Genomic DNA, 24,315 nt, shown 5'->3' with positions numbered 1-24,315 from the left:
GCGGCGGCGCAGGCCCTAGGGTCGGGTGTCATGCGTCGGATGCGGGCCGCCTTGCCGGTCTTCGTCGCCGGGCTGCTGGCGGCGGCAACGCTGGGCGGCTGCGGTGGCGGGGCGCTGACCCCTGAGTCGGTCGTGGTGAACGGCGGTGAACCGCCCAACCCGCTGATTCCGACCGCCACGAACGACAGCCTCGGAGGGCGGATCGTGGACCGGCTGTTCGCCGGTTTGGTGTCCTATGACGCCGCGGGCAAACCGTCGCCGGAAGTGGCGCAGTCGGTCGAGACGACCGACAACATCAACTACCGGATCGTTCTCAAGCCCGGCTGGAAATTCACCGACGGCTCACCGGTGACGGCGCATTCGTTCGTCGACGCGTGGAACTACGGTGCCCTGAGCACCAATGCCCAACTGCAACAGAGCTTTTTCAGCCCGATCGTCGGGTACGACGAGGTCGCCGGCCGCACCGGAGACGGAAAGCCGGCCCGGACCAGCATGTCCGGGCTGCAAGTGGTCAATGATCTCGAGTTCGATGTGCGGCTCAAGGCACCGACCGTCGACTTCACCTTGCGGCTGGGACACAATGCGTTCTACCCGCTGCCGGACAAGGCCTTTCGGGACATGGCCGCGTTCGGCCGCAACCCGGTCGGCAACGGCCCGTACGAGTTGGCGGACGGTCCCGACGGGCCGGCCTGGGAACACAACGTCAAGATCGACTTGAAACCCAACCCCGCCTACCACGGCAATCGCAAACCCCGCAACAAAGGTTTGCGGTTCGAGTTCTACGCCAGCCTGGACACCGCCTATGCCGACCTGCTATCCGGCAACCTCGATGTGCTGGACACGATTCCGTCCAGCGCGCTGACGATCTACAAGCGTGAGTTGGGCGGCAACTTCGCCAGTGGCCCCGTCGCGGTCAGCCAATCGCTCGACACGCCGTTGCGGCTGCCCCATTTCGGGGGCGAGGAAGGCCGGTTGCGCCGCTTGGCGTTGTCGGCGGCCATCAACCGGCCACAGATCTGTCAGCAGATCTTCAACGGCACCCGCAGCCCGGCCCGCGATTTCACCGCCAGCTCGCTGCCCGGATTCGACCCGAACATCCCGGGCAACGACGCGTTGGACTTCAACCCCGAACGGGCACGCCAACTCTGGGCGCAGGCCAACGCGATCTCGCCGTGGAGCGGGCGATACTCCATCGCATACAACGCCGACAGCGGCCATCAAGAGTGGGTGGATGCGGTGGCCAACAGCATCAAGAACGTGCTGGGCATCGATGCCGTCGGCGCGCCGCACCCCACGTTCGCGGGTTTCCGCACCCAGATCACCAACCACACCATCGATACCGCGTTCCGCGCGGGCTGGATCGGCGACTACCCGTCGATGATCGAGTTCCTGGCCCCGCTGTACGCCACCGGCGCGGGATCCAACGACGTCGGATACTCGAGCCGCGAGTTCGACGCCGGGCTGGCCGCCGCCGAGGCCGCGCCCGACCTGCGGCAGGCGGATGTGCGGGTCAACGAGGCCCAACGAATCTTGTTGCGCGACATGCCCGCTGTGCCGCTGTGGTATTACATCGCGGTGGTCGGATGGTCGCCGCAGGTCAGCGGCGTCAAGCTCACCTGGAACGGATTGCCCGACTACGAGAACGTCGTCAAGGCTTGACGAGATGGGCTCCTACATCGCGCGCCGGATCGCCGTCATGGTGCCCGTTTTCCTCGGCGCCACGCTGCTGATCTACGGCATGGTGTTCCTGTTGCCGGGTGACCCGGTGGCCGCGATCGCCGGGGACCGGCCGCTGACACCCGAGGTGGCCGCGCAGCTGCGGGCCCGCTACCACCTCGACGATCCGTTCATCGTGCAATATCTGCGCTACCTCGGCGGCGTCCTGCATGGCGACCTGGGCCGTTCCTACTCCGGGCTGCCGGTGAGCGACGTTCTGGCACATGCGTTTCCGGTCACGTTGCGGCTGGCGCTGATCGCGCTGGCCGTCGAGGCGGTGCTGGGCATCGGATTCGGGGTGATCGCCGGCCTGCGCACGGGTGGGTTGTTCGATGCGGGCGTGCTGATCACCGGGCTCGTCATCATCGCGATCCCCATCTTCGTCCTGGGGTTCCTGGCCCAGTTCGTTTTCGGGGTGAAGTTGGGCATCGCGCCGGTCACCGTGGGCGAGCGGTCGACATTCGGGCGCCTGCTGCTGCCCGGCGTCGTGCTGGGTTCGGTGTCGTTCGCCTACGTGGTGCGGTTGACCCGGTCCGCGGTCGCCGCCAACGCGCACGCCGACTACGTCCGCACCGCCACCGCCAAGGGCTTGTCCCGGCCGCGCGTGGTGACGGTGCACATTCTGCGCAATTCGCTGATCCCCGTGGTGACCTTCCTCGGTGCCGACGTGGGGGCGCTGATGGGCGGAGCCATTGTGACGGAGGGCATTTTCAACATCCACGGCGTCGGCGGTGTGCTGTATCAGGCCGTCACCCGGCAGGAGGCGCCGACCGTGGTGTCGATCGTGACGGTGCTGGTGCTGATCTACCTCGTCACCAACCTGGCCGTGGACCTCCTGTACGCCGCGCTGGACCCGAGGATCCGGTATGGCTGAGCGCAGCGGCTTCTGGCGCGACACGTGGCGGGGGTTGCGTGGGCGCCCGAAGTTCATCGTCGCCGGCCTGCTCATCGTGTTCATCGTGGTCGTCGCGATGTTTCCGGCGGTGTTCACCGGGGCCGACCCCGCCTACGCCGATCCCAGCCAGAGCCTGCTCCCGCCGTCGGGCGCCCATTGGTTCGGCACCGACCTGCAGGGCCACGATGTCTACGCCCGCACCATCTACGGCGCGCGGGCCTCGGTCACCGTCGGCGTGGGGGCGGCCCTGGTGGTGTTCGTCGTCGGCGGCGCACTCGGCGCGCTGGCGGGCTTCTACGGCGGCTGGATCGACGCGCTGGTCTCGCGCGTCAGCGACGTGTTCTTCGGCTTGCCGCTGCTGCTGGCCGCGATCGTGCTCATGCAGGTCATGCACCATCGCACGGTGTGGACCGTGATCGCCATCCTCGCCCTGTTCGGCTGGCCCCAGGTGGCCCGCATCGCGCGGGGATCGGTGCTCGCGGTGCGCGCCAGCGACTTCGTGCTGGCCGCGAAAGCATTGGGGCTGAGCCGCTTTCAAATCCTGCTGCGCCACGCTCTGCCCAACGCCCTGGGCCCGGTCGTCGCGATGGCCACCATCGCGCTGGGCGTCTTCATCGTCACCGAGGCCACGCTGTCCTACCTCGGTGTCGGATTGCCGCCGACGGTGGTGTCCTGGGGCGGCGACATCAACCTCGCCCAGACGCGGCTGCGGGCGGGCTCGCCCATTCTGTTCTATCCCGCCGGCGCACTGGCGATCACGGTGCTGGCCTTCATGATGATGGGCGACGCATTGCGCGACGCCCTGGATCCGGCGTCGCGAGCGTGGCGGCCGTGAACGCCGGACCGCTGCTGGCCGTCGAGGGGCTCAGAGTCGACTTCGGCCATCAGGCCGCCGTCCGCGGCGTGGACCTCACCGTGCTGCCCGGCCAGACCGTCGCGGTGGTGGGTGAGTCCGGCTCGGGCAAATCCACCACGGCGGCCGCCGTCCTCGGGCTGCTTCCCCCCGGCGGGCGGATCACCGCCGGGCGCGTCTTCTTCGACGGAACCGACCTCGCCGGGGCCAACCGCCGGACGCTGCGCTCGATCAGGGGCCGCGAGATCGGCTACATACCTCAGGACCCGATGACGAACCTCAACCCCGTCTGGAAGGTGGGCTTCCAAGTCTCCGAAGCGCTGCGGGCCAACACTTCCGACCGCAGGACGCGACGAGCCGCGGTGGAGCTGCTCGCCCAGGCCGGGTTGCCGGACCCGGCGAGGCAAGCGGGTCGCTATCCGCATCAGCTGTCCGGCGGGATGTGTCAGCGGGCGCTGATCGCGATCGGGTTGGCGGGCCGGCCGCGGCTGCTGATCGCCGACGAGCCGACCTCCGCGCTGGACGTCACCGTGCAGCGCCAGGTGCTCGACCACTTGCAGGGACTCACCGCCGAACTCGGCACCGCGCTGCTGCTGATCACCCACGACCTGGCGCTGGCCGCCGAACGCGCCGAGTCCGTGGTCGTGATGCGGGCCGGGGTCGTGGTGGAATCCGGTGCGGCGGAGTCGATCCTGCGCGACCCGCAACACGAGTACACCCGTCGCCTGGTGGCCGCGGCGCCGTCGCTGGCGGTCAAGAGTCCGGTCCGACCGCGCCCGGATCACCCGGAGTCCGACGACGTCCTCGTCGCCTCGGAGCTGACGAAGGTCTACCGCGAGTCCCGCGTGACTCCCGGGTGGCGCGCGCGGCGGCGAGCGGAATTCCGTGCCGTCGATGGGGTTTCGTTTCGGCTGCGGCGGGCGAGCACCCTGGCCGTCGTGGGGGAGTCGGGTTCGGGCAAATCCACGCTGGCGCGAATGGTGCTGGGCCTGCTGCCCCCCACTTCCGGCACGGTCGTCTTCGACGGCACCCGCGTCGACGCCGCACTGAACCGCGATCAGCAGCTGGCATTCCGGCGAAGGGTGCAGCCCGTCTTCCAGAATCCCTACAGCAGCCTGGATCCGATGTACACCGTGTTCCGCGCCGTCGAGGAACCGCTGCGCGTCCACCGCGTCGGTGACCGCCGGCAGCGCGAGCGCGCGGTGCGCGAGCTCGTCGACCAGGTCGCGCTGCCGGCGTCCGTGCTGGGGCGGCTGCCCCGCGAGCTTTCGGGTGGCCAACGGCAGCGCGTCGCGATCGCCCGGGCGCTGGCGCTGCGGCCCGAGGTGTTGGTCTGCGACGAGGCGGTCTCCGCGCTCGATGTCCTGGTGCAGGCCCAGATACTTCAGTTGCTGGCCGGCCTGCAGGCCGAGCTCCGACTCGCCTACCTGTTCATCAGCCACGACCTGGCGGTGATCCGGCAGATCGCCGACGACGTCCTGGTGATGCGCGCCGGCAGCGTGGTGGAGCGGGCGCCCACCGAGGAGCTGTTCAGCCGGCCCCGGCACGAATACACCCGCCAGCTGCTGGCGGCCATCCCCGGCGCGCCCGCGCCACCGCGATAGGTTGGCTACCCGTGACGGCTGATCCACTGGCTCCCCTGCTGGAGTTGCCGGGCGTCGCCGAGGCCAGCGACCGGGCCCGCGACGCGCTGGGCCGTGCCCATCGCCACCGGGCGAACCTGCGGGGCTGGCCGGTGACCGCGGCCGAAGCGGCGTTGCGGGCGGCCCGCGCCTCGTCGGTGCTGGACGGCGGCCCCGTGCGGCTCGAAGACCTCGCGGACGCGGCGGTGGTCAGCGATCCGGTGTTCGGCGGTGCGTTGCGGGTGGCTCAGGCGCTCGAGGGCGGCGAGGGTCCACTGGTCGGGATCTGGCGGCGGGCGCCGTTGCAGGCGCTGGCCCGCCTGCACATGCTGGCGGCGGCCGACCAGGTCGACGAGGACAGGCTGGGCCGGCCCCGCGCCGATGCCGGGGTGGGGCCGCGGCTGGAGGTGCTGGCGGAGTTGGTGAGCGGCGGCACCCAGGCACCGGCGCCGGTGGTCGCCGCCGTCGCCCACGGCGAGCTGCTGACGCTGCGGCCGTTCGGCAGCGCGGACGGCGTGGTGGCCCGCGCCGTGTCGCGTTTGGTGACCATCGCCAGCGGGCTGGACCCACACGGATTGGGTGTGCCCGAGGTCAGTTGGATGCGCCAGCCCGCCGACTATCGGGCCGCCGCCCAGGGCTTCGCCGACGGCACCCCGGAGGGGGTGGGCGGCTGGCTGGTGCTCTGCTGCCGGGCGATGCGCGCCGGTGCGCAGGAGGCTCTCACGATCGCCGAGTCGCTGTCGAGTCGATAGCTGGATCGGTAGCCGGCCGCCGGGAAAAACGCCTGCGGAAAATGCGTCCGACAATGCAAAGCGGGCGACGCCCCGAATAATTCGGTTCGCCGCCCGCTAGCACGGAACTCGGTTACCATGCGTGCATTTCGGGGCTGCGTGGGTTGGCCTCGGCGATCTTGCGCTGCTTCCGGTCGCAACCCCACCCAAAGGGCCGTCGACTCCATCCGCACTTCGCAATTACGCAGGCCCGCAACACTTCTGCCATTATCGCGGCTATGACTCCGCGTGGGTGCCGAGCACCGTGCTGGGTGCCCGGATCGGGAGATCGAACCTTCTCTTCCGGATCGACCTAGGCCTCACCGGGCTTCCGTGGTTCCTTTGTACTACTAGACCCTTAGCGCAGCAAGGCCCAATTTGTCCAAACTTTTCCAAGCGGCGCAGCAGCGCGCCCGCGGTGTGTTTGCTGCGCGGCGGGCTAGAACGCGAAGCGGCGCAACAGCGAATAGGTGACCGCGCCGGCGGCCAGCGCACTGACGCCCACCGCGGCGGTCGTCGCGATCGCCGCACCCGACGGCGCAGGGATGCGGTCGCGCAGCGACACCGGCCGAGAGAACGACAGCACCGGCCAACCGCGCTCGAGGGCTTCCCGGCGCAGTCCGCGGTCGGGATTCACCACGCTGGGATGGCCGACGGATTCGAGCATCGGCAAATCCGTGATCGAGTCGGAGTACGCGTAGCAGTGCTCCAGCGGGTAGCCCTCGCGCGCGGCCAGCTCGCGGATCGCCTGCACCTTGCCCTCGCCGTAGCAGTAGAACGCGATCTCGCCCGTGTACCGGCCGTCCTCGACGACCATGCGGGTCGCCATCGCATGCGTGGCGCCGAGCGCCCGGGCGATGGGCGCCACGATCTCCTCGCCCGAGGCGGAGACCACGACGACGTCGCGGCCGCACAACTTGTGGGCGGCGATCAGGTCCGCGGCTTCGGCGAACACCAGCGGGGTCACGATCTCGTGCAGCGTCTCGTTGACGATCGACTTGACCTGTTCCACGTCCCAGCCGGCGACCATGTTCGTCATGTGGATGCGCATCCGGTCCATCTGGTCATGATCGGCGCCGGAAAGCAGATAGATGAACTGGGCGTAGCTCGACTTGAGTACGGCGCGGCGGTTCAGCAGCCCCTGGTTGAAGAACGGTTTGCTGAACGCCAGCGTGCTGGACTTGGCGATGATCGTCTTGTCCAGGTCGAAGAAGGCGGCGGTGCGGGCCCGGGAAGTCGTGTGCTGCGCGTCGGCCGGGTCGAAGACGGTCACGGGCCCAGCATAGGTCGGTCGTCCGCCGGCGCTGGAACCTTGGACCCGAAACGGCCGCTCAGCAAAGTGGGACCTGCGGTATCGGCAGTGTTCTTGCGGCTCAACGTGTTCTTTCATAGAAAGAGCTATTGCGTTACCGCGGCTGGGCATGTGTATAGTAAGCATTACTCGGCCTGAGCCGAGGGTGTATCAGCCCGACCCCCCGGGGCTGATGCACGACGACCCTCGCCTCCTCCCCCCCTGGCGGGGGTCGTCCCTTATCTCGGGTCAGTTCCGGTCATACGGACCGTGCAGCGGGGCCGTTGGAGTAGTTGCGGACGTTCCGCGTCGTGCGCTCCGGCCGATGCGTCGACCGAGTCTTTGTGCACACTCGCGTCTCTATCCACAAACCCCCCGTTTGGGACTGGCGTCCAATATCGCCAGGCCACACAGTGGTCGCGTGAGTGGCACCCCTCCGGCGGAAGTGGCGACTTCCGCGGGCGTCTTGGCGGTGTTGGCGGACCCGGAACTGCGCCGCGAATTGGATCGCGTGGCCGCGGCCGTCGGCGTCCGGGTCGTCCATGCCGGCGGCGCGTTGAGCCGCAAGACGTGGTCGGCGGCCGCGGCCGTGGTGCTGGACGAGGCGGCGGCCGAGCGCTGCGGGCGGGCGGCGCTGCCGCGCCGCGCCCACCTGACCGTGCTGACGTCGGCCGGCCCGGAGACCGCGACGTGGGCGGCTGCCGTCGCGGTGGGTGCCGGGCGGGTGCTGCGGCTGCCCGAGCAGGAGGGCGACTTGGTGCGCGCGCTCGCCGAGGCCGCCGAGTCGTCGCGCGACGACGGGTCGCGCGGCGATGTCGTCGCCGTCATCGGCGGGTGCGGCGGCGCGGGCGCGTCGTCGTTGGCGGCCGCCTTGGCGCACGCCGCCGCCGACGCGCTGGTGGTCGACCTCGACCCGTGGGGCGGCGGGATCGACCTGCTGCTGGGCGCGGAGAGCGCAACGGGCCTGCGGTGGCCCGATCTGGCCCTGCAGGGCGGCCGGCTCAACTGGTCGGCCGTGCGTGCGGCGCTGCCGCGACACCGGGGCGTCAGCGTGCTGTCCGGCACCCGGCGTGGGTACGAGTTGGCGCCCGGGCCGGTGCACGCGATCGTCGATGCCGGTCGCCGCGGGGCGGTGACGGTGGTCTGCGACCTTCCGCGCCGTCTGACCGACGCGGCCCAGGCCGCCCTCGACGCCGCCGACCTCGTCGTCGTGGTCAGCCGATGCGATGTCCGCGCATGCGCGGCGACGGGTGCGCTGGCTCCGGTGCTGGCCGCCGTCAACCCCAACGTGGGATTGGTGGTGCGCGGTCCGTCGCCGGGCGGGTTGCGGGCGTCCGAGATCGCCGACCTCGCCGGCCTGCCGTTGCTGGCGTCCATGCGGGCCGAGCCGCGCGTCGCCGAGCAGCTGGAACGTGGTGGGCTGCGGGTCGGTCGGCGATCGGCGCTCGCGGCGGCGGCCCGTCAGGTGCTCGCCGTGTTGCCGCGCGCGTCGTCGGGTACGGCACGAAACGGTAGGGCCGCATGAGCGGTTCGCTGATCGATCGGGTGCGCGAGCGGCTGGCCGCGGAATCGGCCCCGTTCGGGTCCCCGTTGGGGCCGAACGCCGTCGCCGCCGCGATCCGGGCCGAGTCCGGGGGGATGCTCGGTGACACCGAGGTGCTGGCCAACCTGCGGGTGCTGCAGACCGAACTGACCGGTGCCGGCATCCTCGAGCCGCTGTTGTGCGCCGACGGCACCACCGACGTCCTGGTCACCGCGCCGGACGCGGTGTGGGTCGACGACGGAAATGGCTTGCGGCGCACGCAGGTCCGGTTCGCCGACGAGGCGGCGGTGCGGCGGCTGGCGCAGCGGCTCGCGCTGGCCGCCGGTCGGCGCCTGGACGACGCGCAGCCGTGGGTGGACGGCCAGCTGACCGGCATCGGGGCGGGGTTTGCGGTGCGCTTGCACGCCGTCCTGCCGCCGGTGGCGGCCGGTGGCACCTGCCTGTCGCTGCGGGTGTTGCGGCCGGCCAGTCAGGACCTGGCGGCCCTGACCGCCTCGGGCGCCCTGGCGCCCGACGCCGCCGCCCTGGTCGCCGACATCATCGCCGCGCGGCTGGCCTTCCTGGTGTGCGGCGGGACGGGAGCCGGCAAGACGACCCTGCTCGCGGCGATGCTCGGGGCCGTGGCCGCGACGGAACGCATCGTCTGCGTCGAGGATGCCGCCGAGTTGGCGCCCCGCCATCCGCACGTGGTGAAGCTGGTCGCGCGGTGCGCCAACGTCGAAGGGGTCGGCGAAGTCGCCGTGCGTCAACTCGTGCGGCAAGCCCTGCGGATGCGGCCCGACCGCATCGTGGTCGGCGAGGTGCGTGGCGCCGAGGTGGTGGATCTGCTGGCGGCGCTGAACACCGGCCACGACGGGGGAGCGGGCACGGTGCACGCGAACAACCCCGCCGAAGTTCCCGCCCGGCTGGAGGCGCTCGGGGCGCTGGGCGGGCTCGATCGCGCGGCGCTGCACAGTCAGCTCGCCGCGGCCGTGCAGGTGCTGCTGCACGTCGCGCGGGATCGCGCCGGGCGGCGCCGGCTCGCCGAGATCGCCGTGCTGCACCCGACCGCGGGGCGAGTGCGGGCCGTCACGGTGTGGCATGCCGACGGCGGCCCGACCGGCGACGCCGAGCGGCTGCGCCGCTTGCTGCACAGCCGGATGCCGGCGTGAACGGCCCCATCGCGGGTGCACTGCTGCTGGCCGTCGCGCTCGTCGTCCTTCCGGCGTCACCGCGGCGCCGCCTCGCGCCCGTCGTGCCGAACCGTCGCCGCCGCCCGCTCGCCGGGCTGCGGGGGGCGGGCTGCCTTGCCGCGGGGGCGGTGGCCGCCGCCGCGGCGGTACTGCCGCTGACCACCGTGCTGGCCCTGGCCGTCGTGGGCGCGACCGCGGGCCTGCGCTACCGCCGCGGCCGGCGCGGCCGGCGCGCCGCGCGCGAGGCGCGGGCGCTGGAAGCCGCACTCGACGTGCTCGTCGGCGAACTGCGGGTCGGCGCGCATCCGGTGCGCGCGTTCGGCGTGGCCGCGGGCGAAACCGCCGGTGCGGTCGCGGAGTCGTTGCGGGCCGTGGCGGCCCGCGCCAGATTGGGGGCCGACGTCGCGGCCGGCCTGCGCGCCGCGGCGCCAGCGTCGACCCTGCCCACGCAGTGGGACCGCCTCGCGTCGTGCTGGCAACTGGCCAGCGACCACGGCCTGGCGATAGCCACCCTGATGCGCGCCGCGCAGCGCGATATCGCGGAGCGGCAACGGTTCTCGGCGCGGGTGACGTCGAACATGGCCGGCGCGCGGGCAACGGCGGCGATCTTGGCGGCCCTGCCGGTGCTCGGGGTGCTGCTGGGTCAACTGATCGGCGCCCGGCCGCTGGCCTTCCTGCTCGACGGGCACGCCGGCGGATGGCTGCTGGTCGTCGGTTCGACCCTGGCGTGCGGGGGCCTGTTGTGGGCCGACCGCATCACCGATCGGCTGGTGCCGTGAGCGCGGCGGCGGTGTTGCTGGCGGTCGCCGCGTGGATCGCCCCGGGCCCATCGCTGGTGCGGGCGCGCGCTCGGATATCGGTCCGCGAGCGGCGAACCCGCCACGGCCTCGGGCCGGCCCTGAACGACGACCCGCTGGCGGTCGCGTCCTGTCTCGACGTGCTGGCCGTGTGCCTGGGCGCGGGCATGGCGGTGGCCACCGCCGCGGCCGCCGCCGCAACGTCCGCGCCGCCCACACTGGCCCACGTGCTGCGGCGAGCGGCCGACCTGCTGGCGCTGGGCGCCGATCCCGTTGTCGCGTGGTCGGTTACGCCGGGCGCCCGGCCCGACGCGCACGTCGAAGCGTTGCTGCGGCTGGCCCGGCGTTCGGCGTCCTCGGGCGCCGCGCTGGCCGAGGGTGTCGCCGAGTTGGCCGACCAGTCCCGGCACGACGTCGCGCACGCGGCCACGGCCGCCGCCGAGCGCGCCGGGGTGTTGATCGCCGGACCGCTCGGATTGTGCTTCCTGCCGGCGTTCGTGTGCCTGGGCATCGTTCCGGTGGTGGCCGGGCTCGCCGGAGACGTCTTCGGATTATGGTGAGAAGAAAGGAAAGCATTGGTGCACAACATATTTCGTGTCATTGTGGCCCGTGTGACGGTCCTGGCGTCCGACGAGGCGGGCATGTCCACGGTCGAGTACGCCATCGGCACCATCGCGGCCGCCGCCTTCGGTGCGATCCTGTACACCGTCGTCACCGGCGACTCCATCGTGTCGGCACTGACCAACATCATCGGTCGCGCGCTCAACACCAAGGTGTAGCCGGCGGTGCGGGTGCCAGCACAGTGGAGGCCGCGCTGGGGGTCGCCACGCTGGTCGTCGTGCTGGTGCTCTGCCTGGCCGGCGTCACCGCGGTGTCGATGCAGGTGCGCTGCGTGGACGCCGCCCGCGAGGCCGCCCGGCTGGCCGCCCGCGGCGACGAAAGCTCGGCACTCGGCGCGGCTCGCCGCATCGCCCCGGGTGGGGCGCACGTCGAGGTGCACCGTGACGGCGAGTTCCTGGTGGCCACCGTCGTCGCGCATTCGAAGTTGTTGCCGGCGCTCGACATTGCGGCCAAAGCGGTGTCGGTGGCGGAGCCACCGGGGTGATCGCGGTTCGGCCACCCTGGTCACGGCCTGGATGGTGGCGGTGCTGCTGTGCGTCACCGGGGCCGCGGCGTACGTCGGCGCGGTCGTGGTGGCGCGTCACCGGGCGCAGGCGGCCGCCGACCTGGCCGCCCTGGCCGGCGCGGCCCGGCTGCCGGCCGGGCCCGAAGCCGCCTGCGCCGAAGCGGCGGTGGTGGCCCGCGCGATGCGGACCGACGCCAGTTGTGCGGTGGACGGTCTCGACGTCGTCGTCACGGTTCGGGTGGCGGTCTTCGGCGGGGCGGCGAGCGCCGGCGCGCGGGCCGGGCCGGCCAGCGGCTGAAGCGGGCCGGTGCCTGCCCGACGTAATAGTCTGTCCGCGTGGTGCCGCAGTGGCGGATCGGCCCGATGGTGTTGCCGGTGCATGGTGTCTTCGTGGCGCTGGGCGTCCTGGCGGCGGCGGTGGTGTTCATCGCCGAGGCGCGCCGGCGCGGAGCGGTCAACGAACAGTCGTTGGCGGCGGTGACCGGGGCCCTGGTCGGCGGCGCGCTGGGCATGCGCCTGTCCGGCTGGGCCGAGCACCTCGACCTTCGGCTGAACCCGACGGTGCTGCAGGCGTGGCAATTCGGGTCGCGCAGCATCCTCGGCGGACTGTGCGGTGCCTACGTCGGCGTGCTGATCGCCAAGCGGATCGGCGGCTACACCGGCAAGACCGGTGACTTGTTCGCGCCGGCGGTCGCCCTGGGCATGGCGATCGGCCGCATCGGCTGCCACCTCACCGAGGCGCCGGGACGCCCGACCGCCCTGCCGTGGGGCGTCCACGCCCCGGCCGGCACGCCGAAATGCCCCGGCTGCCTGGCCGGCGTGGCGATGCACCCGTCGTTCCTCTACGAAATCGCCTTCCAGCTGGCCGCATTCGCGGCGCTGCTGTGGCTGCGCAACCGGGTCGGTCAGCGGGGCGAGCTGTTCGTCCTCTATGTGGCGGGCTATGCGGTGTTCAGGTTCTTCGTCGAGTTCGTCCGCGCCAACGAAACCGTGTGGCTGGGCTTGACCCGGCCGCAATGGTTCCTGCTGCCCTCCCTTGTCCTCATCGCGGTCCGGCTGCGCGTGGGCTACCGGCGGGGCTACTACGACGCCGTCCTGCGGCGGGAGGCGGTTGCCACATGACGATCCCCCCGCAGGAGCCCCCTCCGCCGGGCGGCTGGCGCCCCCCGGACTGGCCCCCGCCCGGCTACCCCTATGACATGAACCAGCCCTACCCCGGCTGGCCACCGCCCCAGCGCAAGCCGAGCGGTGGGGAAATCCTCGGCGCGGCCATTGCCGGGATGGCCCTGTACGCCGGGATCAACACGGTCGTCGGCCCGCTGGTGTTGTTCGGGCTCGCCAATGCCGCCTCGCCGAAGATCGCGTTCGCGACCGGAGCCGTCTTGCTCGCGATGATCGCCTTCGTCGGCGGGGGAGCGCTGATGTTCGTGAAGAGGAGTGCCTGGGCGAGGGGGATCGGGATGGGACTGATGATCGGCTGGGCGCTCACCTCCATCCTCACCGTCGGCATCTGTACCGGGCTGAACCCGATGCTCTATCACGTGACCCGATGAGCGGCGTGGACCTGCGGGGCGACCGAATCCACCGCTACGTCAACGCCTTTTGCCCGCACTGTCATGCCGAGGAGCCAGACCGCCCATTGGGCGACGTGGCGCGGCTCAGCGGCTGGCTGGCCGTGCGCGACGACGGGCAGGTCTGGCTCGAACGTGGCTGTCGGACACACGGACTCGTTCGGACGTTGTACGACGAGGACCCCGCGATCCTTTCCTATCTCGAGGAGTGGACCGCGCCCACCAAGGCCCATGTCCCCGACGCGCCGGACAACTTCGACCCCATCCCGTCGGCCTATCTGCGCGGTCTGCCGCAGATGCAGACCCAGCACACCTGCATCCTGCTCGAGGACATCGCCGCGGCCTGCAACCTGCGCTGCCCGACGTGTTTCGCCGACTCCTCGCCCGACCTGCGCGATGTCGTCGCCGTCGGCGACGTGCTGGCCAACGTCGACCAGCGGCTCGCGCGCGAGAACGGCCGCCTCGACGTGGTGATGCTCAGCGGCGGCGAACCCAGCCTGCACCCGCAGCTGCCCGAGCTGCTCGCCGAGCTCAGCTCGCGGCCGATAACACGAATCCTGTTGAATACCAATGGCCTGCGGATAGCCCACGATGACGGGCTGCTCGACCTGCTCACCGAGCATCGCGAACGGGCCGAGGTGTATCTGCAGTACGACGGGCTCTCGGCGGCCGCGCACCGCTACCACCGGGGCGGTGACCTGTCCCGCGTCAAACAGGCGGCGCTGCGGCGACTTTCCGAACGCGAAATCTTCACCACGCTCGTGATGACCGCCGCGCTCGGGGTCAACGACGGCGAGATCGGCGACGTCGTCAAGCTGGCGCTGGACACACCCTACGTCGGCGGGGTGAGCATCCAGCCGCAATTCGCTTCCGGCCGTTCGGGTCTCATCGATCCGCGCAGCCGGCTGACCCACACCGGTGTGCTGAAACGGTTGGGACCGCAGACCGGCGGCCTGGTCACCTGGCGGGACCTGACCGCGCTGCCGTGCTCGCACCCGCACTGCTGTTCGGTCGGGTACCTGCTCAACGACGACAGCGGGAACTGGCGCTCACTGGTCGCGCTGATCGGCCACGACAACCTCAAAGCCAAGCTGGGCCTGATCGCCAACCGGATCGCCGACTCCGACATTCCCCGCGAATTGCGGCTGGCCGTGCGGGAATCCCTGATGGGCTTGCTGTCGGAGCGGTCTTCGCTGTCGCATCCGGAGATGTCGGACGTGTGGCGCATGATCTGCCAGAGCTGCGACCTGGGCATCGCGACGTTGCTGACGGTGGCGTCCGCCGCGCTGCCCGGGCGGCGGCGAGCGCTCAGGCGGATGCTGGGTGAGCGTGTCGTCCGCGTCACGGTGAAACCGTTCATGGACCTCTCGACGATGATCGAGGAGCGGTTGGTGCAGTGCTGCGTGCACGTCGGCACCCGCTCGGCGCAGGACCAGTGCGCGCCGTTCTGCGCGGTGCAGGCGTGGCCGCAACTGGGCGCCCAGCGGCTGTCGGTCGCCGCCGAACGCTTGCTGCCGGTCGTCGGTTAGGCCGTCGCGTCGGGGCCGCCCGGCAGTCCCGCGGCGGCGAGTTCCTCGTCGGAGGGCAACCGCAGCGAGACCAGCCCGGCGTAGGTGTCCGGTTCGAGTTCGACCCTGTTGACCGTCACGTGCACCGGCACCCACTCGCTGTCGCGGCCCGGCATGCGCAGCACTCGGCTGGTCGCACCGTGGGCGAATTCCTCAGTCATCGAGGAGACCAGGGGTTGGTCGTCGGGGTGCACCTTCGGCTTGCCCGTCTCGCTGCCCCGCCAGTCGTAGAAGGTGCAGGGCTCGTCCAGCCATTTCAGCAGGGCCCAGTTCTTGAGGTCGATCAGTGCGCGGTGGACGCCGGCCTGGGCCAGTCCGCTCAGGATCCGTTGCGCCAGATCGTCTGTCGAGACCTCCGGGCCCTTGAGTTCGGCGCGCCAGTTGATCGCCCGGGCGACCAGGTGGTCCCGGCCGTCGGGGCCGGCCTCCAGGCCGGTGCGCGCGACGAAACCGATCCGCATCGGATTGCCCTGCCAATCGGTGAGATCCCAGGTGCTGCAGAGTGTCTGGTCGGGTTCGGCCTTGACGGCCATGGCAAGCACCTTGGTCTCGTTGGGATTGAGCTCGCGAGAGGGGAGGTCTTCCGCGAAGGCCCTGCCGAAGGTCACCTCGACTTCGGGATTCTTCCCGCTGTTCATCAGCGACTCCCGGGTGTCGGTGGCGACGCCCAGCGTCAGGTCCCACTTCAGCGGCCCGGGCGTGGGCCGCTCGGGCGGTTCGGCGTCGGCGGGCCCCGTCCACACGTGCACGCCGTGGATATGGCCGTCGGACATCACCACCGGTTCGGTGCGAATGACGCGGTCGCGCTTGGGGGTGATGCTGGTCAGGCTCTGCCCGGTCTGCACCGATTCGGCGATCGCCGTCCGGACCGCGGAGAGATAGGGGCTGCGGCGCATGAACGTGGTGATAGGGACGAGGTTTTTCAGTTGGCGCCCCTGCGCCACCACGGTTGGTTCGCCGCCCAGCGTCTCCACGAGCAGCCAGTCGTGGCCCATGCGGCCGATTTTACGGCGACGGGCCAAGGCCTCGGGCTTGGCATCGGCGTCCGGGGCACATCACCGTGGTCGGCCGCCGGGGGACCGGTCGTCATCCGCCGGATCGCGCCGGGTGCGGCAGTTCCGCGAGCACCAGTCGCAGCACGCGCACCGCACCCGCCTTGTCGAGCGGGTCGTTGCCGTTGCCGCATTTGGGGGATTGCACGCAGGACGGACACCCCCGCGGGCACTCACACGCCTCGATGGCGGCGGCCGTCGCGCCCAGCCAGGTGCTCACCTGGCGAAAGCCGCGTTCGGCGAATCCGGCGCCGCCGGGATAACCGTCGTAGACGAAGACACTGGGCAGACCCGCCGGGTCCGGTCCCACCGCCGTGGACAGGCCGCCGATGTCGCCACGGTCGCAGCTGGCCACCAACGGCAGCAGGCCGATCGCCGCGTGCTCGGCGGCATGCAGCGACCCGGGGATCCGTGGTGCGTCAATACCGTTGCGCAGCAACGCCTCTTCGGTGATGGTGTACATCACCGCGGTCGTCGCCAGCGTCTGCTCCGGCATATCCAGCTCGATGAAGTCGATCACCTCCCCGGAAAGCCGGCGGCGCAGATACCCCACCACCCGGTGCGTAACGGTGACCGGCACCAGCCCCAGGGTGACCGGCCCGAACCGCGAGCGTTCCCCGGTGCCGGTGACGGCGATGTCGGTGATCTCCCGCGCGAACGTGGCGTAACCGGGGTCCTCGGCGTGCACGAAGGCGATCGCGTCCTCGAGGTCCAGCGAGTCGACGACGTAACTCTCCCCCTGATGCAGGTAGACGGCGCCCGGGTGGACCGACGCCGGGGCCTGACCGACGCCGGTGCTGCCCAGCAACCGCCCGGTGTCGGCCTCCACGATGACGATCTGGCCGCCCGCCGACCCCCGGATGTCCACCGCCCCGTGCGGTTCCAGGCCGGCCGCTGGAAAGTACTTGCCGTTGCGGCGCCGCAGCAGTCCGTCGTCGATGAGGCCCTCGGCCACCGCCGTGGCGCCGAAGTCACGCACCTCGGCCTCATCGAGCGGCATTTCGGTTGCCGCACACAGAAGTTGGGGGCCCAAGAGGTAGGGATTGGCGGGGTCGATCACCACCCGTTCGACCGGCTTGCCCAGCAGCGCCGCGGGGTTGTGGACCAGGTAGGTGTCCAGCGGATCGTCGCGGGCGATCAGCACCACCAGCGCGCCCTGCCCGCGCCGGCCCGACCGGCCGGCCTGCTGCCAGAACGACGCGACCGTCCCGGGGAACCCGGCGAGCACCACCGCGTCCAGCCCCGCGATGTCGACACCCAACTCCAGGGCATTCGTGGTGGCCAGCCCGCGCAGCCGGCCTTCCGCCAGGGCGCGCTCCAGGGCGGTGCGGTCCTCGGCGAGATATCCGGCCCGATACGACGCCACCTTGCCGGAGAGTTCCGGGGCGATGTCGGCCAGCCGCGCCTGGGTGCCCAGGGCGGTCAGCTCCGCGGCGCGCCGAGAGCGGACGAACGTGAGCGTCTGCGCCCCCTCGGCGATCAGGTCGGCCATCACCCGCGCCGCCTCCGCGCCGGCCGAGCGGCGCACCGGCGCCCCGTTCTCGCCCAGCAGGTCGGCCCGCAGCGCGGGCTCCCACAGCGCCACCGTCCGGGCGCCCTGCGGCGAACCGTCCTCGGTGACCTCCTCGACCGGAAGCCCGATCAGCTCGGCGGCCGTCGCGCCAGGCGCGTCCGTCGTCGCGCTGGCGAAGATCACCGTGGGCGCCGACGAGTACCGGGCGCACAGCCGCAGCAACCGGCGCAGCACCATCGCCACGTTGGAGCCGAAAACCCCACGGTAGTAATGGCATTCGTCGACGATCACGAAGCGAAGACCCCGCAGCAGCACGGCCCAGCGGGCATGGTTGCGCAAGATCGACAGATGGATCATGTCGGGGTTGGAGAACAGCCAGCGGGACCGTTCGCGCGCGAAGCGGCGGACCTCCGGGGGACTGTCGCCGTCGTAGGCGGTGGGGGCGACGTCGTGCAGCCGCGGGATCGCCGCCGTCAGCGCGTGCGCGGCTCGCAACTGATCGTGGCCCAGCGCCTTCGTCGGCGACAGGTACAGCACCCGGGCACGTGGATCGGTGGCCAGCGCGTTGAGGACGGGGAGCTGATACGCCAAGGACTTGCCCGACGCTGTCCCGGTGCTCACCACCACGTGACGGCCGGCGTGAGCCAACTCAGCGGCCGCCGACTGGTGTGACCAGGGGGACCCGACGCCGCGGTCGGTGAACGCGCGCACCACGTCCGGCTCGGCCCACGCCGGCCAGCTGTGCGGGCGGCCGCTTCGCGGCGGCAGCTCGGCGACGTGGCGCAGCGGGTGCTCGTCGGCGGCGGTGCCGGCGAGCGCGGCGGCGAGCAACTCGCTGCCGAAACTCGCCATTCGCACCCTCCTGGGACCCGGCTGAGACTCCGTCCAAGGCGCAAGTCTGTCGCCGAAGCGATGAACATGGTTGACTATTTGCGGTCGCAGCTTCTGTGTTCGTGTCAAACTTTCGCAGGATCGACGTTGCGGCCGCGGTTCCTGCGAGGTTAATCGGTCGGGTGAAGTTCCGGCGACTGAGCGAGGTATGGCGGTCGTACCAGGCCCGGGGCATCGAAAGGCGATGCCCCGCACCCAGAAGAAAAGGAAAGATCGAGAGATGCCACAGGGAACTGTGAAGTGGTTCAACGCGGAGAAGGGCTTCGGGTTCATCGCCCCCGAAGACGGCTCCGCAGACGTGTTTGTCCACTACACGGAGATCCAGGGTTCGGGCTTCCGCACCCTCGAAGAAAACCAGAAGGTCGAGTTCGAAATCGGCCACAGCCCTAAGGGCCCCCAGGCCACCGGAGTCCGCTCCGTCTAAGACGAGCCGATTCTCCACGGACCCCCCGTGCAGTCCCGCCCCGCGGGCCCGCCGGGGGGTTTTCGTTAGGACCGGCCCGCGAAACCAGCGCCGCGCCGGTTGCCTCAAGACGCGGATGGTCGACCTGGCCTACTGTCGGTGGCGTGAGCCAGCTTTCCTTCTTCACAGCGGAGGCGGTGCCGCCAGCGGTCGCCGATCTCTCCGGGGTGCTGGCGGCTTCCGGTCAGATCGTGATGGTCGGCGGTCCGGAGTCGCAGGGCGCGCGGCTCTCGGTGGTGGTGGATCAGAGTTGGCGCGCCGGCGCGCTGGCCGAGATGATCCGCGAGGCGGGGCTGGTGCCCGAGATCGGCCGCACCGACGAGGACACCCCGCTGGTGCGGACGGCGGTCACCGCGTCTTTGGTGAGCCTGGCCGCCGCGTGGACGCGCGGGGCGGTCAAGACGGTGCCGCCGCGGTGGCTGCCCGGGCCGCGCGAATTGCGGGCGTGGACGCTGGCCGCCGGTCACCCCGAGGGCGACCATTACCTGCTTGGGCTCGATCCCCACGCGCCCGACACCCATTCCCCGCTCGCGTCGGCTTTGATGCGGGTCGGAATTGCCCCCACGTTGATCGGCACCCGAGGCGGCCGCCCGGCGCTGCGGATCAGCGGCCGCCGGCGGCTATCGCGCCTGGTAGAGAACGTGGGCGAAGCCCCCGACGGCGTCGACGTGTCATCGGTGTGGCCGCGGGTATAACCGCGGAAAACGATTTGCGTATCGCGCGGCCGGTTTGCGCAGTCGCGCCCAATGGTGCGAAATTGTCAGGTGCCCGAGGGCGAAGGAACGCTGGCGTATCTGAATTTCCACGGAATTTTTGGCGCCGGCCTGTCATTCTTCTGCGGGGTGGTCTCGCAGGGGGGCCGGAAACCAAGGATGGAGCGTAAGCGTAGTTGGCCGACCCGAATCTCAAGGACCGCGAAAGCGGCCGGGCTGGGAGCCGTAGGCGACTCGTCATCGTCGAGTCGCCCACCAAGGCGCGCAAATTGGCCGGCTACCTGGGCTCCAACTACATCGTCGAATCCTCGCGCGGCCACATCCGCGACCTGCCCCGCGCCGCGGCCGACGTGCCGGCGAAATACAAGTCGGAGCCGTGGGCGAGGCTCGGGGTCAACGTCGACCACGACTTCGAACCGCTGTACATCATCAGCCCGGAGAAGAAGAGCACCGTCAGCGAACTCAAGGGCCTGCTGAAGGGCGTCGACGAGCTCTACCTGGCCACGGATGGTGACCGCGAGGGCGAAGCCATCGCCTGGCACCTGCTGGAAACCCTGAAGCCGAACATCCCGGTCAAGCGGATGGTGTTCCACGAGATCACCGAGCCGGCCATCCTCGAGGCCGCCGAAAATCCCCGTGACCTGGACATCGACCTGGTCGACGCGCAGGAAACCCGCCGCATCCTGGACCGGCTGTACGGCTACGAGGTCAGCCCGGTGCTGTGGAAGAAGGTCGCGCCGAAGCTGTCGGCGGGCCGGGTGCAGTCGGTGGCCACGCGCATCATCGTGCAGCGGGAACGCGACCGCATGGCGTTCCGCAGCGCCTCCTACTGGGACATCGTGGCCCAGCTGGACGCCAGCGTGTCCGACCCCCAGGCCTCACCGCCCACCTTCACCGCGCGGCTGACGAACGTCGACGGCCTGCGGGTGGCCACCGGCCGCGACTTCGACTCGCTGGGCCAGCTGCGCCGGGCCGACGAGGTGACCGTGCTGAACGAGGCCCGGGCGACGGAGCTGGCCACCGGGCTGCGCGGCGCCCAGCTCTCGGTCGCCTCGGTGGAGGAGAAGCCGTACACCCGCCGGCCCTATGCGCCGTTCATGACGTCGACGCTGCAGCAGGAGGCCGGCCGCAAACTGCGGTTCTCCTCGGAGCGCACCATGAGCATCGCCCAGCGGCTCTACGAGAACGGCTACATCACCTATATGCGTACCGACTCGACCACGCTGTCGCAGTCGGCCATCAACGCCGCGCGCACCCAGGCGCGCCAGCTCTACGGCGAGGAGTACGTCTCGCCGTCGCCCCGTCAGTACACCCGCAAGGTGAAGAACGCCCAGGAGGCGCACGAGGCCATCCGGCCCGCCGGCGAGACGTTCGCCACCCCGGACGCGGTGCGCCGCGAGCTCGACGGAGACGAATTCCGGCTCTACGAGCTGATCTGGCAGCGCACCGTGGCCTCGCAGATGGCCGACGCGCGCGGCACGACGCTGAGCCTGCGGATCGCCGGTAAGTCCGGAGACCGGGAGGTGGTGTTCTCCGCGAGCGGGCGCACGATCACCTTCGCCGGCTTCTTGAAGGCCTACGTGGAGACCGTCGACGAATTGGCCGGCGGCGAGGCCGACGACGCCGAGAGCCGGCTGCCGCAGCTGACGCAGGGCCAGCGGCTGGACGCCATCGAGCTCATTCCCGACGGCCACGCCACCAACCCGCCCGCGCGCTACACCGAGGCGTCGCTGGTGAAGGCGCTCGAGGAGCTGGGCATCGGCCGCCCGTCGACGTATTCGTCGATCATCAAGACCATCCAGGACCGTGGCTACGTGCACAAGAAGGGCAGCGCCCTGGTGCCGTCGTGGGTGGCGTTCGCCGTAACCGGTTTGCTGGAGCAGCATTTCGGCCGGCTGGTCGACTACGGCTTCACCGCCGCGATGGAGGACGAGCTCGACGCGATCGCCTCGGGGCAGGAGCGGCGCACCGACTGGCTCAACCGCTTCTACTTCGGCGGCGAGCACGGGGTGGCGGACTCGGTGGCCCGTTCCGGCGGGCTGAAGAAGCTCGTCGGCGTCAACCTCGAAGGCATCGACGCCCGGGAAGTCAACTCCATCAAGCTTTTTGACGACGAGCAGGGTCGTCCCGTGTATGTCCGGGTGGGCAAGAACGGGCCCTACCTGGAACGCATGGTCGCGGGCGACGACGGCGAACCGACGCCGCAGCGCGCCAACCTCAACGACTCGCTGACGCCCGACGAGCTGACGCTGGAGGTGGCCGAGCAGCTGTTCGCCACGCCGCAGGAGGGGCGCTCGTTGGGTGTCGACCCGGAAACGGGTCACGAGATCGTCGCCAAGGACGGCCGGTACGGCCCGTACGTGACCGAGATCCTGCCCGCTCCGCCCGAAGAGGGCCCGGGTGATGCCGAAGGCGGCGCCCCGGCGAAGAAGGGGAAGAAGCCCACCGGTCCCAAGCCGCGCACCGGCTCGCTGCTGCGCAGCATGGACCTGCAGACCGTGACCCTCGAGGACGCGCTGAAGCTGCTGTCGCTGCCCCGGGTGGTCGGCGTGGACCCGCAGACCGGCGAGGAGATCACCGCGCAGAACGGCCGCTACGGCCCATACCTGAAGCGCGGCACCGACTCTCGCTCCCTGGCCACCGAAGACCAGATCTTCGAGATCACTCTCGACGAGGCGCTGAAGATCTACGCCGAGCCCAAGCGACGCGGCCGGCAGGCCGCCGCCGCGCCGCCGTTGCGCGAGCTGGGCGCCGATCCCGCGACCGGCAAGCCGATGGTGATCAAGGACGGCCGGTTCGGCCCCTACGTCACCGACGGCGAGACGAACGCGAGCCTGCGCAAGGGAGACGACGTGCTGTCGATCACCGACGAGCGCGCCGCCGAACTGCTTGCCGACCGGCGCGCGCGGGGACCGGTGAAGCGTCCCGCGAAGAAGGCCGCCCGCAAGAAGGCCCCGGCCAAGAAGGCCGCCAAGCGCACCTAGCCCGGCCTAGAAACCGGGGCCGATGGCCTCGCTGTGCACATCCTCACGGACGGGCCGCACGGGATGGGAGTCCTGGGGTCCGGCCAGCTTCACCGGCCGCGCGAGCTGAGTGGGGGCGGTGCGCCCGCGCAGCTCGACCACCTCGCCCACGTCCCAGCACAGGGCCTCGGCGTCCAGCGCGCCGCTGACCGCGATCGCCGACGCCAGCACGTGCCCGGGCTCAAGTTTGGCCAGCTCGGTGAGCCGGGCGGCCTCGTTGACCGGGTCGCCGATCACCGTGTACTCGAAGCGGGCCTGCGCGCCGATGTGCCCGGCGATGGCCCGGCCCGCCGACACCCCGATCCCGAACTCCGCCGACCCGATCACCGGCAGGAGCTCGTCGTGCAGTTCGCGGGCGGCGGCGAGCGCGCCGCCCGAGGCGTCGGGGTGTTCGATCGGCGCGCCGAAGATGGCCAGCGCGGCGTCGCCCTGGAACTTGTTCACGAAACCGCCGTGCTTGCCGACGGTTTCGACCACCACCCGGAAGAACTCGTTGAGCAGGAGGACCACCTCGGCGGGCGGCCGCGTCGCGGCGAGCTTGGTCGAGCCGACCAGGTCGACGAACAGGACCGCGACGTGGCGCTCCTGACCGCCCAACTCGGTGCCGCGCTCCAGCGCCCGGCGGGCGACGTCCTCGCCGACGTAGCGACCGAACAGGTCACGCAGCCGCTGCCGCTCGGACAGGTCGCGCACCATGTCGTTGAAGCCGGCCTGCAGCAGGCCCAGCTCGCTGGCGTCGTAAATCTGCATGTGCGCGTTGTAGTTTCCGCGCTGCACCTCGGACAGCGCCCAGCGCAGCTGGCGCAGCGGGTCGGCGATCGACATGGCCACCAGCAGGGTGCTGACGAAGCCGATGCCCAGCGCCGCCAGCGCCAGCAACAGGATGGGGGTGAACAGCTTCTCCGGCGTGGCGTGTAGCAGCGACGCCTTGTCCGCCACCACCGCGAGCACGATGGCCAGCACCGGGACGGCGGTGGACAGCATCCAGGTCAGGATCTGCCGCAGGATCACGCCGGGCGCCTTCACGTTCTCGGGCACGCCGCTGCGCAGGGCCGCCACGGCCACGGGCCGCAGGACCCGCTCGGACTGCAGGTAGCCGATGATCGCGGTCGCCGCGGCGCCGAGCGCGGTGGAAACGGCCACGACGGGCGCCGCGAACCGCGCCACCGACCAGCTGGCGATGATGAACACCACGCCGCCGATGCACCAGGCGGCCATGCTGATGAGCGTCCGGTAGAACGGCATCCGCAGGGCGCGGCTGCGGGCCAGCTCGGTGGCGGTCGGATCGGCTTCGGCGAGCAGGTTGTCGCGGCGCTGCCAGCGGAAGACGGGCATCAGCAGCTTCAGGTTGACCATCCAGCCGGCCAGAAACAACACCACCAACGCGGCGGCGAAGACCGCCAGGTTCAGGACCGGCAGGTCCTGCAGCTGGATGCGATCCTCGGGCGGCAGCGCGTAACGCAAAAAGCCCAGCACGAACAGGGCGCCGATGATGTCGGCCTGCAGCATGCTCAGCGAGAACAGCGGCCACGGGGTACGCACCACCCACCGGACGAATGCGCTGATCCGCCCGGGCAGTGCTCCCGGTGTTGCCACGATCCCACCGTATCGGTCGGCAGGGACTTGTCGGAAACTTACAACGATCTCGGGCCGCCCCGATCAGGGCCGAAAAGCGACGAAATGTAACGGGATCGTCGCGATACGGTGGCCGATCGGTATCTGTCGGCGGTGGTGGT

Annotated in this window: 21 protein-coding genes and 1 pseudogene; 18 read left to right on the top strand and 4 right to left on the bottom strand. The window is 70.8% G+C overall.

Translation table 11 applies throughout. The features are described from left to right. The first annotated feature begins 30 nt into the window (after positions 1-30). From G6N37_RS17725 to G6N37_RS17705, 5 genes are read left to right on the top strand one after another with little or no spacing between them, the layout of a single operon-like run. Entirely contained in the window at positions 31-1,659 is a 1,629-nt protein-coding gene (locus G6N37_RS17725) for a peptide ABC transporter substrate-binding protein (protein ID WP_163682368.1), read from the top strand. Positions 1,660-1,663: 4 nt separating this feature from the next. Beyond that, a complete protein-coding gene (locus tag G6N37_RS17720) occupies positions 1,664-2,590 on the top strand; it encodes an ABC transporter permease (RefSeq protein WP_163682366.1) in 927 nt (308 codons plus the stop codon). Further along, a complete protein-coding gene (locus G6N37_RS17715) occupies positions 2,583-3,446 on the top strand; it encodes an ABC transporter permease (RefSeq protein WP_163682364.1) in 864 nt (287 codons plus the stop codon). Before G6N37_RS17720 ends, G6N37_RS17715 begins: the two co-directional genes overlap by 8 nt. Beyond that, a complete protein-coding gene (locus G6N37_RS17710; RefSeq protein WP_163682361.1) occupies positions 3,434-5,068 on the top strand; it encodes a dipeptide ABC transporter ATP-binding protein in 1,635 nt (544 codons plus the stop codon). The genes G6N37_RS17715 and G6N37_RS17710 overlap by 13 nt, the downstream gene beginning before the upstream one ends. Before the next feature lie 11 nt (positions 5,069-5,079). Further along, entirely contained in the window at positions 5,080-5,838 is a 759-nt protein-coding gene (locus G6N37_RS17705) for an oxidoreductase (protein WP_163682359.1), read from the top strand. Between the two features lie 457 nt (positions 5,839-6,295). On the opposite strand, the gene G6N37_RS17700 is transcribed toward G6N37_RS17705, so the two are convergent. Beyond that, on the bottom strand, positions 6,296-7,129 hold the full coding sequence (locus tag G6N37_RS17700) for an HAD-IB family hydrolase (protein WP_163682357.1): 834 nt from the start codon (positions 7,127-7,129) through the stop codon (positions 6,296-6,298). A gap of 490 nt (positions 7,130-7,619) precedes the next feature. Here G6N37_RS17700 and ssd point away from each other — a divergent pair, with 490 nt between their 5' ends. The 10 genes and pseudogenes from ssd to G6N37_RS17650 all read left to right on the top strand — a co-directional run bounded on the left by ssd (position 7,620) and on the right by G6N37_RS17650 (position 14,885). After that, the gene (gene ssd / locus G6N37_RS17695; protein WP_163685171.1) at positions 7,620-8,672 is read left to right on the top strand and encodes a septum site-determining protein Ssd; all 1,053 of its coding nucleotides are present in this window, start codon (positions 7,620-7,622) and stop codon (positions 8,670-8,672) included. After that, on the top strand, positions 8,669-9,841 hold the full coding sequence (locus G6N37_RS17690; protein WP_163682355.1) for a TadA family conjugal transfer-associated ATPase: 1,173 nt from the start codon (positions 8,669-8,671) through the stop codon (positions 9,839-9,841). Before ssd ends, G6N37_RS17690 begins: the two co-directional genes overlap by 4 nt. After that, positions 9,838-10,641, top strand: a complete 804-nt coding sequence (locus G6N37_RS17685; protein WP_163682353.1) for a type II secretion system F family protein — start codon at positions 9,838-9,840, stop codon at positions 10,639-10,641. Before G6N37_RS17690 ends, G6N37_RS17685 begins: the two co-directional genes overlap by 4 nt. Continuing rightward, a complete protein-coding gene (locus G6N37_RS17680) occupies positions 10,638-11,219 on the top strand; it encodes a type II secretion system F family protein (RefSeq protein WP_179961855.1) in 582 nt (193 codons plus the stop codon). Before G6N37_RS17685 ends, G6N37_RS17680 begins: the two co-directional genes overlap by 4 nt. A 15-nt stretch (positions 11,220-11,234) precedes the next feature. Beyond that, positions 11,235-11,438 (top strand): DUF4244 domain-containing protein, encoded by a 204-nt coding sequence (locus G6N37_RS17675; RefSeq protein ID WP_276066435.1) that lies wholly within the window; start codon positions 11,235-11,237, stop codon positions 11,436-11,438. A gap of 23 nt (positions 11,439-11,461) precedes the next feature. Beyond that, positions 11,462-11,823: pseudogene (locus G6N37_RS17670) on the top strand (TadE family type IV pilus minor pilin); the annotation flags it as partial. Further along, positions 11,796-12,083 (top strand): Rv3654c family TadE-like protein, encoded by a 288-nt coding sequence (locus G6N37_RS17665; protein ID WP_308205472.1) that lies wholly within the window; start codon positions 11,796-11,798, stop codon positions 12,081-12,083. The pseudogene G6N37_RS17670 and the gene G6N37_RS17665, both read left to right, overlap by 28 nt. 38 nt (positions 12,084-12,121) lie before the next feature. After that, on the top strand, positions 12,122-12,907 hold the full coding sequence (locus tag G6N37_RS17660) for a prolipoprotein diacylglyceryl transferase (RefSeq protein ID WP_163682347.1): 786 nt from the start codon (positions 12,122-12,124) through the stop codon (positions 12,905-12,907). Then, entirely contained in the window at positions 12,904-13,338 is a 435-nt protein-coding gene (locus G6N37_RS17655) for a hypothetical protein (RefSeq protein WP_163682345.1), read from the top strand. The genes G6N37_RS17660 and G6N37_RS17655 overlap by 4 nt, the downstream gene beginning before the upstream one ends. Next, complete coding sequence (locus G6N37_RS17650) at positions 13,335-14,885, top strand: radical SAM protein (protein ID WP_174813844.1); 1,551 nt, start codon at positions 13,335-13,337, stop codon at positions 14,883-14,885. The genes G6N37_RS17655 and G6N37_RS17650 overlap by 4 nt, the downstream gene beginning before the upstream one ends. Here the strand turns inward: G6N37_RS17650 and G6N37_RS17645 are convergent. After that, entirely contained in the window at positions 14,882-15,919 is a 1,038-nt protein-coding gene (locus G6N37_RS17645; protein ID WP_163682343.1) for a PAS domain-containing protein, read from the bottom strand. The two genes, G6N37_RS17650 and G6N37_RS17645, sit on opposite strands and share 4 nt — an antisense overlap. A 91-nt stretch (positions 15,920-16,010) precedes the next feature. Then, complete coding sequence (locus G6N37_RS17640) at positions 16,011-18,341, bottom strand: DEAD/DEAH box helicase (RefSeq protein WP_163682341.1); 2,331 nt, start codon at positions 18,339-18,341, stop codon at positions 16,011-16,013. Between the two features lie 259 nt (positions 18,342-18,600). On the opposite strand from G6N37_RS17640, the gene cspA reads away from it, so the two are divergent. From cspA to topA, 3 genes are all read left to right on the top strand, one after another. After that, entirely contained in the window at positions 18,601-18,804 is a 204-nt protein-coding gene (cspA, locus tag G6N37_RS17635) for a cold shock protein CspA (protein WP_007166602.1), read from the top strand. 143 nt (positions 18,805-18,947) lie between these two features. Beyond that, positions 18,948-19,538, top strand: coding sequence for a hypothetical protein (locus G6N37_RS17630; RefSeq protein WP_163682340.1), 591 nt, complete (start codon positions 18,948-18,950; stop codon positions 19,536-19,538). 194 nt (positions 19,539-19,732) lie between these two features. Further along, a complete protein-coding gene (gene topA / locus G6N37_RS17625) occupies positions 19,733-22,540 on the top strand; it encodes a type I DNA topoisomerase (protein ID WP_163682338.1) in 2,808 nt (935 codons plus the stop codon). Between the two features lie 6 nt (positions 22,541-22,546). On the opposite strand, the gene G6N37_RS17620 is transcribed toward topA, so the two are convergent. Next, positions 22,547-24,223 (bottom strand): adenylate/guanylate cyclase domain-containing protein, encoded by a 1,677-nt coding sequence (locus tag G6N37_RS17620; RefSeq protein WP_232075560.1) that lies wholly within the window; start codon positions 24,221-24,223, stop codon positions 22,547-22,549. Between the last annotated feature and the right edge of the window lie 92 nt (positions 24,224-24,315).

It is taken from the genome of Mycobacterium seoulense (assembly GCF_010731595.1).
GTDB lineage: Bacteria > Actinomycetota > Actinomycetes > Mycobacteriales > Mycobacteriaceae > Mycobacterium > Mycobacterium seoulense.
The sequence above is the reverse complement of the archived record's forward strand: the minus strand, read 5'-3'. Positions and strand labels throughout refer to the sequence as shown.